At 69.5% G+C, this 17100-nt stretch carries 16 protein-coding genes; 11 read left to right on the forward strand and 5 right to left on the reverse strand.

Annotated elements, in window-relative coordinates; genetic code table 11:
* Positions 1-79 precede the first annotated feature (79 nt).
* On the reverse strand, positions 80-973 hold the full coding sequence (locus FHS55_RS06415; RefSeq protein ID WP_183188874.1) for a TIGR01459 family HAD-type hydrolase: 894 nt from the start codon (positions 971-973) through the stop codon (positions 80-82).
* A 236-nt stretch (positions 974-1209) separates the two neighbouring features.
* On the opposite strand from FHS55_RS06415, the gene FHS55_RS06420 reads away from it, so the two are divergent.
* Positions 1210-1842: a MarC family protein gene (locus tag FHS55_RS06420; RefSeq protein ID WP_183188875.1), complete on the forward strand. Its 633-nt coding sequence runs from the start codon at positions 1210-1212 to the stop codon at positions 1840-1842.
* Between the two features lie 5 nt (positions 1843-1847).
* Here the strand turns inward: FHS55_RS06420 and FHS55_RS06425 are convergent, their stop codons facing one another.
* Positions 1848-2663 carry a Crp/Fnr family transcriptional regulator gene (locus FHS55_RS06425; RefSeq protein ID WP_183188876.1) on the reverse strand — a complete coding sequence of 272 codons (816 nt, stop codon included), beginning with the start codon at positions 2661-2663 and terminating at the stop codon, positions 1848-1850.
* 235 nt (positions 2664-2898) lie between these two features.
* Between FHS55_RS06425 and FHS55_RS06430 the strand changes: the two genes are divergently transcribed.
* Together FHS55_RS06430 and FHS55_RS06435 are read left to right on the forward strand one after the other, a co-directional pair.
* The gene (locus FHS55_RS06430) at positions 2899-3942 is read left to right on the forward strand and encodes a sensor histidine kinase (protein WP_183188877.1); all 1044 of its coding nucleotides are present in this window, start codon (positions 2899-2901) and stop codon (positions 3940-3942) included.
* A gap of 86 nt (positions 3943-4028) precedes the next feature.
* Positions 4029-5366, forward strand: coding sequence for a dihydroorotase (locus FHS55_RS06435; protein ID WP_183189244.1), 1338 nt, complete (start codon positions 4029-4031; stop codon positions 5364-5366).
* A 142-nt stretch (positions 5367-5508) separates the two neighbouring features.
* Here FHS55_RS06435 and truA read toward each other — a convergent pair whose 3' ends face one another.
* Entirely contained in the window at positions 5509-6258 is a 750-nt protein-coding gene (truA, locus tag FHS55_RS06440) for a tRNA pseudouridine(38-40) synthase TruA (RefSeq protein WP_183188878.1), read from the reverse strand.
* Between the two features lie 277 nt (positions 6259-6535).
* On the opposite strand from truA, the gene polA reads away from it, so the two are divergent.
* Positions 6536-9475: a DNA polymerase I gene (polA, locus tag FHS55_RS06445; RefSeq protein WP_210286898.1), complete on the forward strand. Its 2940-nt coding sequence runs from the start codon at positions 6536-6538 to the stop codon at positions 9473-9475.
* A 145-nt stretch (positions 9476-9620) separates the two neighbouring features.
* Here polA and FHS55_RS06450 read toward each other — a convergent pair whose 3' ends face one another.
* Positions 9621-10037, reverse strand: coding sequence for an Ohr family peroxiredoxin (locus FHS55_RS06450; RefSeq protein WP_183188880.1), 417 nt, complete (start codon positions 10035-10037; stop codon positions 9621-9623).
* Between the two features lie 312 nt (positions 10038-10349).
* Here FHS55_RS06450 and ygfZ point away from each other — a divergent pair, with 312 nt between their 5' ends.
* From ygfZ to FHS55_RS06470, 4 genes are all read left to right on the forward strand, one after another.
* On the forward strand, positions 10350-11210 hold the full coding sequence (gene ygfZ / locus FHS55_RS06455) for a CAF17-like 4Fe-4S cluster assembly/insertion protein YgfZ (protein ID WP_183188881.1): 861 nt from the start codon (positions 10350-10352) through the stop codon (positions 11208-11210).
* Entirely contained in the window at positions 11207-11818 is a 612-nt protein-coding gene (locus FHS55_RS06460; protein WP_183188882.1) for a DNA-3-methyladenine glycosylase I, read from the forward strand. The genes ygfZ and FHS55_RS06460 overlap by 4 nt, the downstream gene beginning before the upstream one ends.
* Positions 11819-11886: 68 nt before the next feature.
* Positions 11887-12534, forward strand: coding sequence for an HD domain-containing protein (locus tag FHS55_RS06465; RefSeq protein ID WP_183189245.1), 648 nt, complete (start codon positions 11887-11889; stop codon positions 12532-12534).
* Positions 12531-13037 (forward strand): tyrosine phosphatase family protein, encoded by a 507-nt coding sequence (locus FHS55_RS06470; RefSeq protein ID WP_183188883.1) that lies wholly within the window; start codon positions 12531-12533, stop codon positions 13035-13037. The genes FHS55_RS06465 and FHS55_RS06470 overlap by 4 nt, the downstream gene beginning before the upstream one ends.
* A 535-nt stretch (positions 13038-13572) precedes the next feature.
* On the opposite strand, the gene FHS55_RS06475 is transcribed toward FHS55_RS06470, so the two are convergent.
* Positions 13573-14250: a L,D-transpeptidase gene (locus FHS55_RS06475; RefSeq protein WP_183188884.1), complete on the reverse strand. Its 678-nt coding sequence runs from the start codon at positions 14248-14250 to the stop codon at positions 13573-13575.
* A gap of 273 nt (positions 14251-14523) precedes the next feature.
* On the opposite strand from FHS55_RS06475, the gene FHS55_RS06480 reads away from it, so the two are divergent.
* The 3 genes from FHS55_RS06480 (at position 14524) to FHS55_RS06490 (ending at position 17042) form a co-directional block, all read left to right on the forward strand.
* Positions 14524-15759: an MFS transporter gene (locus FHS55_RS06480; RefSeq protein ID WP_183188885.1), complete on the forward strand. Its 1236-nt coding sequence runs from the start codon at positions 14524-14526 to the stop codon at positions 15757-15759.
* Between the two features lie 205 nt (positions 15760-15964).
* Entirely contained in the window at positions 15965-16453 is a 489-nt protein-coding gene (locus tag FHS55_RS06485; RefSeq protein ID WP_246339901.1) for a hypothetical protein, read from the forward strand.
* A 163-nt stretch (positions 16454-16616) separates the two neighbouring features.
* On the forward strand, positions 16617-17042 hold the full coding sequence (locus FHS55_RS06490; RefSeq protein WP_183188886.1) for a DoxX family protein: 426 nt from the start codon (positions 16617-16619) through the stop codon (positions 17040-17042).
* Positions 17043-17100: the final 58 nt, after the last annotated feature.

Here is a 17100-nt window from a genome sequence, read left to right on the forward strand (position 1 = left end):
CACGGCACGAGGGGACGGGCGCGGTCGCCTTAGTGGCGCTGCCGCGCATCCGCGTCAATGCGGCTCAGCACGGATCCCCTCACCAGACGAGGCGGGTGGTGACGGCCGTCGGCTGGCCGGGCCCGTCGGCGAGCAGGCGCGCCAGCGCCTTCGGGTCGACCTCGGCGCCGTGTTCCAGCCCGAGCTCGCCGGCATGGATGCCGGCGGCGACGAACAGGCAGTCGATGCCCACGCCCAGCGCGCCGGCGAGGTCCGTGCGCAGCGCATCGCCGATGGCGACCACGCGGCTGGCCGGCGTCTCGGCCCCGCGCAGCTCGCGCGCGGTGGCCAGTGCCGCCTCGTAGATCGGCCGGTGCGGCTTGCCGCAGAACACCACGTCGCCGCCCAGCGCCGCATAGGCCTCGGCCAGCGCGCCGGCGCACCACACGAGATCGCCGCCGCGCTCCACCACGATGTCCGGGTTGGCGCAGATGAAGGGCAGGTTGCGCGCCCGCGCGGCCGCCAGCCGGTCGGCATAGTCCGCCGGCGTCTCCACCGTGTCGTCGAACAGGCCGGTGCAGACGATCAGCTCGGCTGCGTCCAGCTCGGCGAAGGCGAGGTCGAGCCCGTCATAGATGCCGAGGTCGCGCTCGGGGCCGAGATGCCAGAACCGCGCGCCGGCATGTCCGGCGAGCAGCCGGTTCGTCACCATGCCGGAGGTGACGATCGTGTCATAGGCGGCGCGCGGCACGCCGAACCCGTCGAGGATCTTCGCCACCCCGTCGCGCGGGCGCGGGGCGTTGGAGACCAGAATCACCGTGGCGCCAGCCGCCCGGGCGCGGATAAGCGCGTCGGACGCGGCGGCGGCGGCGACCACGCCGTTATGCAGCACGCCCCACACGTCGCACAGCACAACGTCGTAGCGCGGGGCGAGCGTGGCGAAGGAGGTGATGACAGGCGGCAGGATTCCGGGCGGAACGATCTCGGTTTGCATGCCCCGCGCATGCCATGGCGCGGGCGGCGGCACAAGACCCGCCGCGGCGCAGGAGCCATGCACGCGTTTCATCCCGCGCGTTTCATCCCACGCGTTTCATCCATGGTTGCAGGCGGTACCCTGGGTTTCAGGCGGTACCTTGGGTGGGTTCCCCGCAGGGGCCCGTCCCTGCTACGAGGAATGAGGGTCCGCGAAGCCGCGCGCGCCCACCGGCCCCCAGAGGAGACTTCAACGCCATGGATTTCGCCTTCGCGGCCAAGGTGTTCGCCGCCCTGTTCGCCATCATGAACCCGATCGCCAACCTGCCGATCTTCCTGTCCTTCACCTCGGGCATGAAGGAGGCCGAGCAGCGCCGCACGGCGATCCTGGTCAGCCTGACGGTCGCGGTCGGCTGCCTGGTGTCGGTGTTCGCGGGCAATGCCATTCTCGGCTTCTTCGGTCTCGACGTGGATCATTTCCGCCTCGCGGGCGGGCTGATCGTGCTGCTGATCGCGCTCTCCATGCTGCACGGCGAGGACAGCGCCACCCATGGCGGATCGAGCGCGGAGAAAGCGACCTTCAATAATGCGAGCAACGTGGCGTTCTATCCGCTCGCCATCCCGATGCTGCTGGGGCCGGGCACGATCTCGGCGCTGATCGTCTATGCCCATACTGCCGGGCGGACCGACCAGTTCCTTGCGCTCGGCCTCGGGCTCGTCGCCTTCCTGCTGCTGCTGTCAGCCACGCTCATCGCCGCGCCCTTCATCGGCCGGGTGGTTTCGCCCACCGTGATGAGTGTGACCAAGCGGCTCATGGGCATGGTGCTGGCCGCCATCGCCATGGAAATGCTGGTGGCGAGCCTGCGCGCGCTGTTTCCGGGGCTGGTGTGACGCCGCTAGGGCCGGAAGGCCGGCCCATGGGTGATGACCGGCCCGTCCGATACCTCGTTGCCGGTGGGATAGACACCGCCGAGCACATCGTCGAAATGCCGGCGCACCACGTCGTGGCAGCCGCAACTCATTGCCTTGAGCCGTTCCGGATCGCGCACCGTCAGCCGCCCGCGCCCGGGCTCCACCGCGCCGGAGCGGCGCAGGTGCTGCAGCACGCGGCTGACATAGGAGCGCCCCACCGCCAGCATCGAGGCGAGCTGGTCCTGGGTGAGGCGCACGCTGTCCTCGCCGGTGCGGTCGAGCGCGGCGAGCAGCCATTTGGCCGCGCGCTGCTCGATGGTGTGCGCGCCGTTGCAGGCCACCGACTGGAACACCTGTGCCAGCAGGCAGTCGGCATAGCGGGCGAAGAGGTTGGCGAGCGGCGGGGAGGTCTGCTTGGCGCGCTCCAGCTCGGCGACGTCGAGCCGCAGCAGCGGGCCGCCGATCTGCACCACGGCGCGGGCATAGGCGGGCAGCCGCCCGTGCGAGACGATGCCGCCGACGGCCCCCTCGCGGCCGATCGAGGTGATCTCGACCAGACGCCCGTCCTCCATCATCACCATGAAGGAGACGAGGGTCTGGCCGCAGGGAAAATAGACCGAGCGCACATCGTCGCCCGGCTCGTAGAGCACCGTGCCGGCGGCGCGGTCGATGCGCCGCAGCTGGTGGCGGATCAGCAGGAAATCGGCCGCGCGCAGGGCGCCGATGAGGTTGTTGCCGCCGGAGGAGGGTTCGGCGACATTGGCCACCGGCTCCGAAAGCGATCCCGATGCGTGCGTCATGAGGTTCTCCCCAGGGCTTCCCGAGCCAGAACGCACGGAGCGGCGCTTTGTTCACTCTTGCACAGAAGCGGCGTGACGATCGCGGTAAGAGTCTGCCATTATTCGCCGGGTCGATCCGGCCTAGCGGATGCCGAGGGGCGCTTGAGGGTTCTAGGAATGAGACGGACCGGCGTCCGCGGGACCATCCCGCTCGCGGCGGCCCTGCCGGCGGCGGACAACGCGGCGGCGTGGCACAATGGCTGAAATCGAAACGGCGGCGGCGGCTAACCCGGCCCTGTTCTGGCGGCTGGTCGAGTTCGCGCGGCCGCTGCGCCGGCATCGCTGGCTGCCGGATGCGTTCGGCGTGGCCATGTTCGCGGCGGCGCTCGCCCTGCGATTCGCGGTGGACGCGGTCCTGCCGCCTGGCTTCCCGTTCCTCACCTTCTTTCCCGTGGTGATTCTCACTACCTTCTTCTGCGGGCTGCGGCCGGGCATCACCTGCGCCACGCTGTCCACCATCGCCTCCTGGTATTTCTTCATCGGCCCGGCCACCGGCATGCAGATGACCGGCCAGGCGATGATGGCGCTGGTCTTCTTCATCAGCATCGCCACCATCGACATCATCCTGATCCACTTCACCTTCAGCGCCGCCGACAAGCTGCGCGCGGAGAAGGAGACCACGGCCCGGCTCTATGAGAGCCAGCGCACCATGTTTCAGGAGCTGCAGCACCGCGTGGCCAACAACATGCAGTTCGTCGCCGCCCTGCTCCTGCTGCAGAAGCGCCGGGTGGTGGACGATCCGCGCCAGGCGGTGGCCGCGCTCGACGAGGCGCGGGCCCGGCTCGACACCATTGCCCGCATCCACCGCCAGCTCCACGCGCCGGAGCGGCTGGACCTGCCGACCGGGCAATATCTGCGCGAGCTGTGCTGCGATCTCGTCGCCGCGTCCGGCGTGGAGAACATACGCTGCGAGGTGACGACCCCCGACCTGCCGCTGAGCGTAACCCAGCTCACCACCCTGTCCATGCTGGTGGCCGAGGTCGTCACCAATTCGCTCAAGCACGCCTTCGCCGACGGGCGGGCGGGCAGCATCCGCATCGTGGTCGTTCCGCGCGGGCCGGACCGCTACGAGGTCTCCATCGCCGATGACGGGCGGGGCCTGCCGGCGCAGATGGATCTCGCCGCCAGCCACGGGCTGGGCTGGCGCATCATCCAGAGCCTTGCCAGCCAGCTCGGCGGCACGCTCAACTATGGCAGCGCCAGCGGCACCACCGTACGGGTCGAGTTCGCGATCGCCTGAACGGCGACAGCCCGCCGCTGCCCTTGCATCCGGCCGGACAGGGCGCGTAGGAGAAGCGCGTGAGAGGGCCCACCGGCGAGGACGGCATGACTGAAACCTTCGATCTCCTGCTCAAGGGCGGCACGCTGGTCAATCACGACGGCACCGGCGCGCGCGACGTCGGCCTACGCGGCGGGCGCATCACCGGCATCGGCTCCTTCGATCCGGCGCAGGCCGGCGAGACCCTCGATTGCACCGGGCTCCACATCCTGCCCGGCGTCATCGACACGCAGGTGCATTTCCGCGAGCCGGGGCTGGAGCATAAGGAAGACCTCGAATCCGGTTCGCGCGCGGCGGTCATGGGCGGCGTCACCGCCGTGTTCGAGATGCCCAACACCAACCCGCTCACCACCTCGGGCGACGCCCTGGCCGACAAGGTCCGGCGCGCGAGGAACCGCATGCATTGCGACTTCGCCTTCTTCGTCGGCGGCACGCATGAGAACGTGAAGGACCTGCCGGAGCTGGAGAACCTTCCCGGCTCGGCCGGCATCAAGGTTTTCATCGGCTCCTCGACCGGCTCGCTGCTGGTGGCGGACGATCCCGGCGTGCGCGCAATTCTAAAGGTGATCCGCCGCCGCGCCTCGTTCCATTGCGAGCACGAGCCGCGGCTCGACGAGCGCAAGCACCTGCGCGTACCCGGCGACGCCGCCTCGCATCCGGTGTGGCGCGACGAGATCGCCGCCCTCACCGCCACCATGCGCCTCGTCAACCTCGCCCGCGAGGAAGGCAAGCGCGTGCACGTGCTGCACGTCACCTCGCAGGAGGAGATCGAGTATCTGCGCGACCACAAGGATGTCGCCACCGTCGAGGTGACGCCGCACCACCTCACGATGGAGGCGAGCTGGTACGCCCGGCTGGGTTCACTGGTGCAGATGAACCCGCCGGTGCGCGAGGCGCGGCACAGGGCGGCGCTGTGGCGCGGCCTCGCCGAGGGCGTGGTCGACGTGCTCGGTTCCGATCACGCGCCGCACACGCTGGAGGAGAAGGCCAGGCCCTATCCCGACAGCCCCTCGGGGATGACCGGCGTGCAGACGCTGGTGCCCATGATGCTCGACCATGTGAATGCCGGTCGCCTGTCGCTGGAGCGCTTCGTCGACCTCTCCTCGGCCGGGCCGGCGCGCATCTTCGACATCGCCACCAAGGGCCGCATCGCGGTCGGCTACGATGCCGATTTCACCATCGTCGACCTGAAGCGCCGCGAGACCATCCGCAATGGCTGGATCGCCTCCAAGCCCGGCTGGACGCCCTATGACGGGGTCGAGGTCACGGGCTGGCCGGTCGGCACCTTCGTGCGCGGCCACAAGGTGATGTGGGAAGGTGAGCTGACCACCCCGTCGCAGGGCGCGCCGGTGAGGTTTCTGGAGGCGCTGAAGCCCCTGCCGTGATGCGCGAAACGCCGTCCCCCTCAACCTCTCCCCGAGGGGGAGAGGGCGCCGCGTAATGGCGGGCGAGGGGGGCTCTCCGGTGCCGACGGCAACAGGTTCCTCACCCCAGCCCTCTCCCCGGCGGTGAGAGGGAGCAAGGTGCTCAATACCTCACTTCCGCCAGATACAGCCCGGCCGAGGGCGCCATCGGGCCGCAGCGCGTGCGGTCCCTGGCCTCCAGCGCGGCGCTCACATCGTCCGGCGTCCACGCGCCCTCGCCAACCTTCAGCAGCGTGCCGACCATGGAGCGCACCTGATGGTGCAGGAAGGACCGCGCCGCCGCATGCACGCGGATTTCGCTGCCGAAATCCTGCGCCACCGTCTCCACCTCCAGCCGGTCCAGCGTCTTCACTGGCGAGGCGGCCTGGCAGCCGATGGCGCGGAAGGTCGTGAAGTCGTGCCGGCCGACGAGGTGCGCCGCGCCCTTCGCCATCGCCCCTGCGTCGAGCGGGCGCAGCACCCGCCACGCCCGGTCGCGCTCCAGCGCGAGATCGGCGCGGCGGATGAGGATGCGGTAGACATAGCGCCGCCCGGTGGCGGAGAAACGGGCGTGGAAGTCGTCCGCCACCTTTTCGGCGGCGAGCACGGCGATGGGACGCGGGCGCAAATGCGCGTTCAGCGCATCGCGCACCGTGTCGGGCCGCCAGTCCTTGCTCAGTTCGATGTGCGCCACCTGGCCGGTGGCGTGCACGCCGGCATCGGTGCGGCCGGCGCCCTGCACATGCACATGCTCGCCCGTGAAGCGCGCGACGGCATCGGTCAGCGCGCCCTGCACGGTGACGCCCGCCGCCTGGATCTGCCAGCCGACAAAGGGGGTGCCGTCATATTCGATGGTGAGCTTGTAGCGGGGCATGGTGCTCTGTAGCGCCGCGACGGCCCGCCGTCATCTGCCACGAAAACACATCATTCCCGACGGCCGCCGCCCGGTCCGGGATCGCCGGCGGAAACGCGGAGCGATCCCGGCTCTCGCCGGACCCGGCCGGGATGACGTCACGCAAGCGGGATATCGCCCTTGCCCCGCGGCCGACGCATGGGGCATCGTGCGCCCGCCCGAGCCTGGCTCGGCCATCTGAATTCGGGGCGGGCCGTTCCCGTCCCCACCGGAGCCCTTCATGCCCGAGCACGACCCGCTGGAAGCCGGCGACCATGTCGTCCTGATCGACGGTTCCGCCTATATCTTCCGCGCCTATCACGCGCTGCCCCCGCTCACCCGCTCGTCGGACAAGCTGCCCGTCGGCGCGGTGGCGGGGTTCTGCAACATGCTGTGGAAGCTGGTGCGGGCGCAGGGTTTCTCCCCGGCGCCGACGCATCTGGCCGTCGTGTTCGACAAGTCCGAGCAGACCTTCCGCAAGGACATATACCCGCTCTACAAGGCGCAGCGCCCGGATCTGCCGGAGGATCTGCGCCCGCAATTCCCGCTCATCCGGGAAGCGACCCGCGCGTTCGACCTCGCCTGTGTCGAGCAGTCCGGCTTCGAGGCGGACGACCTGATGGCGACCTATGCGGAGCTGGCCAAGGCCAAGGGCGCGCTCGTCACCATCATCTCCTCCGACAAGGATCTGATGCAGCTGGTCGATGCGCGCGTGCGCATGTACGACCCGATGAAGGACAAGGCGATCGGCACCGAGGAGGTGTTCGAGAAATTCGGCGTCGCGCCGGAGAAGGTGGTGGACGTGCAGTCGCTGGCCGGCGATTCGGTCGACAACGTGCCGGGCGTGCCGGGCATCGGCATCAAGACCGCTGCCCAGCTGCTCGCCGAATATGGCGATCTCGACACGCTGCTGGCCCGCGCTTCCGAGATCAAGCAGACCAAGCGTCGCGAGAACCTGATCGAATTCGCCGACCAGGCCCGCCTCTCGCGCGAACTGGTGACGCTCAAGCGCGACGTGGCGCTGGACGTGCCGCTGGACGACATCGCCGTGGTGGAGCCCGCCGGCGGCAAGCTCATCGCCTTCCTCAAGGCGATGGAATTTACGACGCTCACCCGTCGCGTCGCCGAGGCCTATGGGATCGACGCGGCCGCCATCGACCCCGATCCCGGCCTGAAGGCGGGCGGCGCGGAGACGGCGCTGGTCGCCGCCGGCATCGACCCCGAGAGCCACGCCGCCGCCGCCGCCGACAATGACATGGCCATCCCCGGCGCCGCGCCGGCACTGACCCCACAGGCACTGACCCCGCAAGCGCTCTCGGCCGCGCGCGTGGCGCAAGGCGCGGCCACCCCGGTCGACCGCTCGACCTACGAGACCGTGACGACGCTGGCGCGGCTGAACCAATGGATCGCCCGCGCCGTCGAGATCGGCGTGGTGGCGGTGGATACCGAGACCACCGGGCTCGACCCGATGCAGGCCGACCTCGTCGGCTTTTCGCTCGCCACCGCGCCGGGCGAGGCGTGCTATGTGCCGCTCGCCCACAAGGGCGGCGACGAGGGCCTGTTCAGCGAGGGCCTGCTGCCCGGCCAGATCCCGCCAGCCGAGGCGATCGCCGCGCTCAAGCCGCTGCTGGAGCACAAGGGCGTGCTCAAGATCGGCCAGAACCTCAAATATGACTGGCTGATCCTGAAGCGCCAGGGCATCGAGGTCGCCCCGTATGACGACACGATGCTGCTCTCCTACGTGCTCGACGCCGGCGCCTCGCCGCACGGCATGGACCCCTTGTCGGTCCGCTGGCTCGGCCACACGCCGATCAAATATGAGGAGGTCGCCGGCAAGGGGAAAAGCGCCGTCACCTTCGACCGCGTCGCCATCGACAAGGCCAGCGCCTACGCGGCGGAAGACGCCGACGTGACGCTGCGGCTCTGGCGGGTGCTCAAGCCCCGCCTCGTGGCGGAGGGCAAGACCACCGTCTATGAGCAGCTGGAGCGCCCGCTCGTCACCGTGCTCGCCCGCATGGAGGCGCGCGGCATCATGATCGACCGGCAATTGCTCTCGCGCCTGTCCGGCGAGTTCGCGCAGGGCATGGGCCGGCTGGAGGCGGAAATTTCCGAGATGGCGGGGGAGAGCTTCAATCCCGGTTCGCCCAAGCAGCTCGGCGACATCCTGTTCGGAAAGATGCAGATTCCCGGCGGCCGCAAGACCCCCACGGGCGCCTGGTCCACGGGTGCCGACGTGCTGGAGGAACTGGCGGAGCAGGGCCATGCGCTGCCGCGCCGCATCCTGGACTGGCGCCAGTTGCAGAAGCTGAAATCGACCTATACCGACGCGCTGCCGTCTTACGTGAACCCCGAGACCGGCCGCGTGCACACCTCCTTCGCGCTCGCCGCCACTACCACGGGCCGGCTCTCCTCCTCCGAGCCGAACCTGCAGAACATCCCGGTGCGCACCGAGGAAGGCCGCAAGATCCGCAAGGCCTTCATCGCCGCGCCCGGCCACAAGCTGATCTCGGCCGACTATTCACAGATCGAGCTGCGCCTGCTGGCCGAGATCGCCGACACGCCCTCGCTGCGCCAGGCCTTCCAGGACGGGCTGGACATCCACGCCATGACGGCGTCCGAAATGTTCGGCGTGCCGATCGCCGGCATGCCGAGCGAGGTGCGCCGGCGCGCCAAGGCGATCAATTTCGGCATCATCTACGGCATTTCGGCCTTTGGCCTCGCCAACCAGCTCTCCATCCCGCGCGAGGAGGCGGGGGCCTATATCAAGCGCTATTTCGAGCGCTTCCCCGGCATCCGCGCCTATATGGACGAGACGCGCGCCTTCGCCCGCGAGCACGGCTATGTCGAGACGCTGTTCGGCCGGCGCTGCCACTATCCCGACATCGCGGCCAAGAACCCGTCCATTCGCGCCTTCAACGAGCGGGCGGCGATCAATGCCCGGCTGCAGGGCTCGGCCGCCGACATCATCCGCCGCGCCATGGCGCGCATGGACGCGGCGCTCGCCCGAGCCGGGCTCGCCGCGCGCATGCTGCTGCAGGTGCATGACGAACTGATCTTCGAGGTGCCGGACGACGAGATCGGCGCCACCGTGCCCGTGGTGCGCGAGGTGATGGAACTCGCCCCGCTGCCCGCCCTCTCGCTCAAGGTGCCGCTGAAGGTGGACGCCCGCGCCGCCGACAACTGGGACGAGGCGCATTGAACGGATCGCTTCCGTACAGCGTCATCCCGGCCGGAGGCGTAGGGCGTGACATGAGAGCCGCGATCGCCCGCCGCTCGCCGCCGCGATGACGATCCCGGATCGGCCCGGCGGGCCGTCCGGGATGACGTCTTTTCGGGTGGGCGCCTCAGCCCACGCTGAGCTCGACCGGGATGTTGCCGCGCGTCGCCTTGGAATAGGGACACATCTGGTGCGCGGCATCGAGCACCTCCTGCACCTCCGCGGGCGAGAGCGCCGGCGCCTTGAGCGAGAGCTTGGCGGCGAGGCTGAAGCCGTCATCGCCCTTCACCAGCGAGACCGCCACGGTGACGGCGGCGCCGGTGACATCGAGCTTCTTCATCCGCCCGACCGCCTCGACCGCCGAGCCGAAGCAGGCGGCGTAGCCGGTGGCGAACAGGTGCTCGGGCGTGGTCTTGCCGGGATCCAGCACGCCATTATGCGGCATGGCGAGATCGACCGAGACCGAGCCGTCGCTGGTCTGGGAATGACCGTTGCGGCCGCCGATGGCGGTCGCGGTGCCGGTGAAAAGGACGGTGCCGGACATGGGTATCTCCTCGGTTGATTGACGTCTTGGGGCCGGTGAATTGGGGCCAGTGAATTGGGGCCGGCGAGGCCGGGGCCGGTGATGCCGGGCGCAGCGTAGCGCCCGCCTGCTAACATGGTGCGACGGCCGCGCGCGGCAACCGGATCGGCACGATCCATTGCCCCCACGCACGGTCGTCGCTGTGTTCCCGGTTTGTTCATTTTCACTTGCCGATCCGCGCGCCAGGGCTTACCTGTCACCCAACACGTCCCGTTCCCGCGCGCCAGGATCTCACGCTAGGGAATGCGACAACCCCGTCGACGGAACTGCCTCATGCCGATCGCGATCCTGAAGGAGCGGGCGGTTGCCCGCATTGCGGGCGCCGATGCCGCCCACTTCCTCGACAATCTGCTCACCGCGCGCGTGCCGGGCGAGCCCGGGGCGGCGCGCTACGCGGCGCTGCTCACCCCGCAGGGCAAGATCGTCTCCGACATGATCGTGCTCGCCACCGAGGGGGGCTTCCGGCTCGACGTGCCGCGCCTCACGCTGGCCGACCTGGTCAAGCGCCTGCAGCTCTACCGGCTGCGCGCCAAGGTGGAGATCGGCGTCCTGGAGGACCTCGCTGTTGCTGTGGCCTGGGGCGGGGCGAGCCCGCTGGTCGACACGCTCGCCTATGACGACCCGCGCCTGCCCGCGCTCGGGCGCCGCTTCCTGCTGCCCGCCGCCGAGGCCAGCGAGATCGGCGCGGTGCCGGAGGAGGAATGGCAGGCGCATCGCATCGCGCTCGGCGTGCCGGAGGGCGGCATGGATTTCCTCTATGGCGACGCCTTCCCGCACGAAGCGGACATGGACCAGCTCGGCGGCATCGATTTCGACAAGGGCTGCTATGTCGGCCAGGAAATCGTCAGCCGCATGCAGCATCGCGGCACGGCGCGCACGCGCATCATCCCCTTCGCCGTGTGCGGGCGCCCGCCGGCCGAGGGCACGCCGATCCTCGCGGGCGGCAAGACCATCGGCCGGCTCGGCTCCGGCACGCCGGGGCGCGTGCTCGGCCTCGTCCGGCTCGACCGGCTGGAGGATGCCCGCGCCGGCGGCCATGTGGTGGAGGCGGACGGGGCGGCGCTGGTGCCGGAAAGACCGGGCTGGGTATCCTTCGCGGTCCCCGGCACGGCCGGCGGGGAGATTCTGGCATGAACGTGCACCATCACCCCGACGGCGTGACGCGCTGCGCCTGGTGCGGCACCGACCCGCTCTATGTCGCCTATCACGACGACGAATGGGGCGTGCCGGAATATGACGACCGCGCGCTGTTCGAGAAGCTGATCCTCGACGGCTTCCAGGCGGGCCTCGCCTGGATCACCATCCTGCGCAAGCGCGAGGGTTTTCGCGCGGCGTTTGACGGCTTCCAGCCGGAGATCATCGCCCGCTACACGCCCGAGAAGGTGGAGGCGCTGATGCTGGATGGCGGCATCGTGCGCAACCGCTCGAAGATCGTCTCCACCATCCGCTCGGCGCAGGTGTGGCTGGATATCATGGAGCGCGGGCCGGGATTCTCGAAGCTCTTGTGGGGCATCAACGGCCCGGTGCAGGACAATGCCCGCAATCCCGGCGCGCCGCCCATCATCACCTCGCCGGTGGCGGTGGCGATGTCCAAGGAACTGAAGACGCGCGGCTTCAACTTCGTCGGTCCCACCATCGTCTATGCCTTCATGCAGGCGGTCGGCATGGTGGACGACCATGCCGTGACCTGCCACCGGCACGGCGCGCATGCCGGGAGCCCGTCCCCGGGAGCGCCGGCGTGAGTGCGGGCGGCGCCCGGGTGGCACGGACAGGCCCCGCGCGGACCCGGCCGGCGCGTGTCTGGCAGCGCATGCTGTCCGGCCGGCGGCTCGACCTGATCGACCCGTCCCCGCTCGATGTCGAGATCGAGGACATCGCCCATGGTCTCGCCCGGGTGGCGCGCTGGAACGGGCAGACGAGGGGCGAGCACATCTTCTCGGTCGCCCAGCATTCGGTGCTGGTGGAGCACATCGCCCGCCGGCAGGCGCTCGCGCGCGGCAGCGATCTCGATCCACGCTGGCGGCTCGCCACGCTGCTGCACGACGCGCCGGAATATGTGGTCGGCGACATGATCAGCCCGTTCAAGGCGGTCCTCGGCGGAGACTACAAGCTGGTGGAGGCGCGCCTGCTGGGCGCCATCAGCCTGCGCTTCGGCCTGCCGGCGCTGTGGCCGGCCGCGCTGGTGAAGTGGGTCAAGGCGGCGGACCGGGCCAGCGCCTTTCTCGAGGCGACGCGTCTGGCCGGCTTCGAACTGGTCGAGGCACGCGCCCTTTTCGGCCAGCCATTCCCGCTCGACGCCGCCGCCGAGCGGGATTATCTCACCCCGTGGAGCGCGGAGGAGGCCAAGACGCGCTTCCTCGCTCGTTTCCGCGAGATCACGGCCGAGCCGGCCACTGCCACGCTCGAACCCGAGTCCGCGCCCGATATCGCATCCGCCGTCCGGAGGGGTTCCTCATGATCCATGTCTGCCCGCTCTCGCGCCTCGAGGAGACGGTGACCCGCACCGGCGCCGCGCATGTGCTGAGCGTGATCAATCTTGGCACGCCGGTCGTGCTGCCGACGAGCGTCGCGCGCGACAATCATCTGTTCGTCGGCTTCAACGACATTGTCGAACCGCGCGATGGGCTGATCCATCCGGCGATCGAGCATGTGGAGGCCATCCTCGCCTTTGCCGGCCGCTGGCCGCGTTCGGCGCCGCTGGTGGTGCATTGCTTCGCCGGTATCAGCCGCTCCACCGCCTCCGCCTATATCGCCGCCTGCGCGCTGAATCCCTCGCGCGACGAGGCGGAGATCGCCACCGCCCTGCGCGCCGCCTCGCCCATCGCCACACCGAACGCGCTGCTGGTATCGCTCGCCGATGCCGCGCTCGGCCGGCAGGGCCGCATGAGCGCCGCCATCGCCGCCATCGGCCGGGGCGAGGAGGCGATGGAGAACGTGCCGTTCGAGCTCCGGCTGGATTGACGCGCCTCGGTTGGCGGGAGAGGCACCACAGCCACCGGATCTGCCCGCGATGCGAGCGGGGCCATCTCTCCGGCCGACGCGGGATAGGGATGGGAATGGGTGGCGCAGAGCCGGGACGCCGTGAGTCCCTCGGGGCCCCGTCTTGACGTGCCGGACGCCTGAACCGGGAGGCCGCGTCGCCGAAGCGCGTTTCTGAGCGCATTCCCGCCGCGGATGGCGGCAAGCCGGGACGCGACACGTCCCACGCGGCCACGCCCGATCCGGCAAGGCCCGATCCGGCAAGGCTCGATCCGGCAAGGCTCGATCCGGCAAGGCTCGATCCGGCAAGGCTCGATCCGCGAGATCGCGTGCCGACGCCCTCATTCCGGAGCCCGAGATCCGAGCTGTCTCGCCCCCGGCCGCGCGCGCGTGGCCGGGCAAATCGCGCCCGTCGCGCGCGGCTCGGGGCAGAGGTTGGATGCTGCCCCGCCCGGCCGATGGACGTCCCGTTTCGGAACCGCGGCGCGGCCGATCTCCGGCGCCGCGCGATTGCCGTTCAGCTCGTAGCCGCGCCGGTGGCGGGCAGCACCACGACCTTGGTGCCCACCGGCACGCGCCGATAGAGGTCGATGATGTCCTGGTTGATGAAGCGGATGCAGCCGGAGGAGACCATGGTGCCGATGGTCGAGGGCTCCGTCGTGCCGTGCAGGCGATAGAGCGTGTCCTGCCCGTCCTTGTAGAGATAGAGCGCGCGCGGGCCGAGCGGGTTGGTCTCGCCCCCCGGCATGCCGCCGGCGAAGGGGCCGTAGCGTTCCGGCTCGCGCGCGATCATGGTAGGGGTCGGCGTCCAGCGCGGCCAGGTGGCCTTGCGCGCGATCGTGCCTTCGCCGCGGAAATTGAAGCCCTCCTGCCGGCCCACGCCCACGCCGTAGCGCAGCGCCCTGCCGTTTCCGAGCACCAGATAGGCGTGGCGTTCGTTTGGATCGACCACGATGGTGCCGGGCTGGTACGGCGAGCGATATGCCACCTCCTGGCGCAGGAAGCGCGGATCGATCTCGCTCAAGTCGACCGCCGGGACCGGGAACGGCTCGTCGGTGATCGCGGCGTACATCTTCAGGAATTGCGGATCCACCGACGGCGGCAGGACGCCGCTGACGCGCGGGCCCTGCGTGGTGGTGCAGGCCGCGAGGGCGAGCGGGGAGGCGATCAGGAACAGACGGCGGTCGAGAAGCATGGCGGGCGGACCGGGAGGCGTTAAGGAACAGGGATGTTCCCCTATAGCGTGTCGCGATGGCGCGGTTCGCGCCGGCGCCTTCACGGTGGCGTTATGGCGGCCATTCGCGGACGGCCTGTGGCCTATCCGCCTCACCTGCTTCCATCATTTTTCCTGATCGCCAACCTGAAAATTATTCGTTTTCCTTCCCGATGACGGCCATTTATTTCACAGCGAGGGGTGGTCGAAATCGCCTGCGGCCCCGCGCCGCCGTCTCGCAGCGTGCCGGAGGAGATGTCCGTGTCCAGCCCCGCCGCTCGTCCCAGCCTTGCCATGCGAGCGCCGCTGATCGTGGTGCTGTGCGGCTGCATGATCGCGATGCTAACCTTCGGCCCGCGCGCCTCCTCGGGCATCTTCCTGCTGCCGATGACCCGTGAATTCGGCTGGGGCCGTGACACGTTCGGCCTCGCCATCGCCATCCAGAACCTGCTCTGGGGGCTGGGCACGCCGTTCGCCGGCGCCATCGCCGACCGCTTCGGCGTGGTGCGCGTGCTGTTCGTGGGCGCGGGCCTCTATGCGCTGGGCCTTATCGCCATGGCGCATGCCGCGACCCCGGAACTGCTGCAACTGTCGGCCGGCGGGCTGATCGGCTTCGGCCTGTCGGGCTGCTCGTTCAACATCGTGCTGGCCGCCTTCGGCAAGATGCTGCCGGATCGCTGGCGCCCACTGTCCTTCGGCGCGGCGACGGCGGCGGGCTCGTTCGGCCAGTTCCTGTTTCCTCCGCTCGCGGCCGGGCTCAATGCCAGTATCGGCTGGCAGGAGACGCTGACCCTGTTCGGCCTAGCCATGCTGCTGGTGCTGCCCTTCTCGCTGGCGCTGGCCACCCCGCGCGGGCCGGCGAGGGCCGATAGCGGGCCGCGCCAGACCATCGGCGGCGCGCTCGGCGAAGCGTTCCGGCACCCGAGCTACGTGCTGCTGGTGCTCGGCTTCTTCACCTGCGGCTTCCAGCTCGCCTTCGTGACGACCCACCTGCCGGCCTATCTCGCCGATCGCGGCCTCTCCATCGCCATTGGCGGCTGGACACTGGCGGCGATCGGCCTGTCCAACATGGTGGGCTCGCTTGGCGCGGGCTGGCTGTCGAGCCGCATGCCCAAGCGCTATTTGCTGGCGGCGATCTACTTCGCGCGCGGCATCGCCATCGCGGTGTTCGTTCTGCTGCCGGCATCCCCCGTCACGTCGATCGGCTTCGGCGTCGTGCTGGGGCTGCTGTGGCTGTCCACCGTTCCGCCGACCTCGGGGCTGGTGATGCTCATGTTCGGCACGCGCTATCTCGCCATGCTCTACGGCTTCGCCTTCTTCTCGCATCAGGTGGGCGGGTTCCTCGGCGTGTGGCTGGGCGGCGTGTTCTATGAGCGGCTCGGTTCCTATGATCTGGTCTGGTGGCTGGCGGTGGCGCTCTCCTTCGCCTCGGCGGCGATCAACCTGCCGATCGTCGAGCGGCCGGTGGAACGCGGCGTGCAGCCCGCCTGACGCCGCCCGCCAGATGCCTCGCCGGCGCGTTTGCTGGCTGTTAACCCTGTATGTTCATCATGGCGGTGTTGCGGTGCCGATGGCGTTGCGCCCATGTCACAGGGCGATCCGCAAGCATGCCGCCGGGCGTGCGGCGGGGCGCTTGTCCTTGACAGGATGGGGCCTTCGCAGCGCAACCTAGCTCGTCCTGACGATGGAAGCCGGAATGCGTATCCCCTCCGTTCTCACGCTTGCCGCCTGCCTCGCCCCTGCTCTTGCGGGCATGGCGCCGGCGTTCGCCGACCCGATGAACGCCCAGTCGGCCGAGCGCTTCGTCTATGGCCGGACTTTTTTCTACACCTGCTACGAGGGCACGGCGGGCGCCGGGCGCATCCTCGACGACGGCTCGGTGGCCGGCACCATCCAGATGCGTGGCAAGGGCAATGTGCGCTATGTCGCGCTGCCGGCCGGCACCATCCTCGTGCGCGGCGAGAAGGTCTGCGCCAAGGTGAAGGGCCTCGCCTTCCAGCCCTGTTTCGACCTCGACAAGACCGGGGAACAGAGCTTCCGCGGCAATCTCGCCGGGGCCGACAAGATGTGGTGCGAGTTCAAGCGCGGCGGCAGCGGCCGCACCCGCATGGCCGAGCGCGCCACGCCCAAGCGCAACGATGTCGCGACAGCCGACGAGAAGGCGCCGTCCGACCCGCCGCACTGATCGCGCGGCCGGGTGGCTTGAGCCCGTCTCGCCGAGTTTGCGCATGCGCAATATCGACCTGGTATAAACGGCTATTCTATTGCGAAATTGATTGATCTAACCTCTGGGCATGAAACGGACCGCACGGATGACCCGTCCCGTCCTTCACCCCTGAGGTTGTGCCATGATCGACAAGAACTCGGCGCCCTATGGCGTTTTCCTCCTGCGTGTCGCGCTCGGCGGCATGTGGGTCTCGCATGCCCTGCTGAAATATGTGGTCTTCACCATTCCCGGTTTTGCCGGCTATCTCGGCAGTCTCGGCTTTTCTCCCGCTCTCGCGTGGCCGGTCTTTCTGATGGAACTGACGGGCGGCATCCTCATCCTGCTCGGCGTCTATGCGCGCCATGTCGCGCTGCTGCTGATCCCCGTCATGGTGGCGGCCTCCAGCGCGCATATCGGCAATGGCTGGGTGTTCTCGGCGGCGGGCGGTGGCTGGGAATATCCCGCTTTCCTGGTCGTCACCTCCTTCGCCCTGTGGCTGATCGGCGACGGCGCCTTTGCCCTGCGCTCGCGCCCGCTGCTCTTCGCGGGCCGGCCCGTGAGCGCCTGAGCGCCCCGGCCGCCGTGCCGGACAAGGCAGTCGACTGACGAAAAAGGGGCGGACCCCA

The organism is Ancylobacter tetraedralis (assembly GCF_014195655.1).
Classification (GTDB): domain Bacteria; phylum Pseudomonadota; class Alphaproteobacteria; order Rhizobiales; family Xanthobacteraceae; genus Ancylobacter; species Ancylobacter tetraedralis.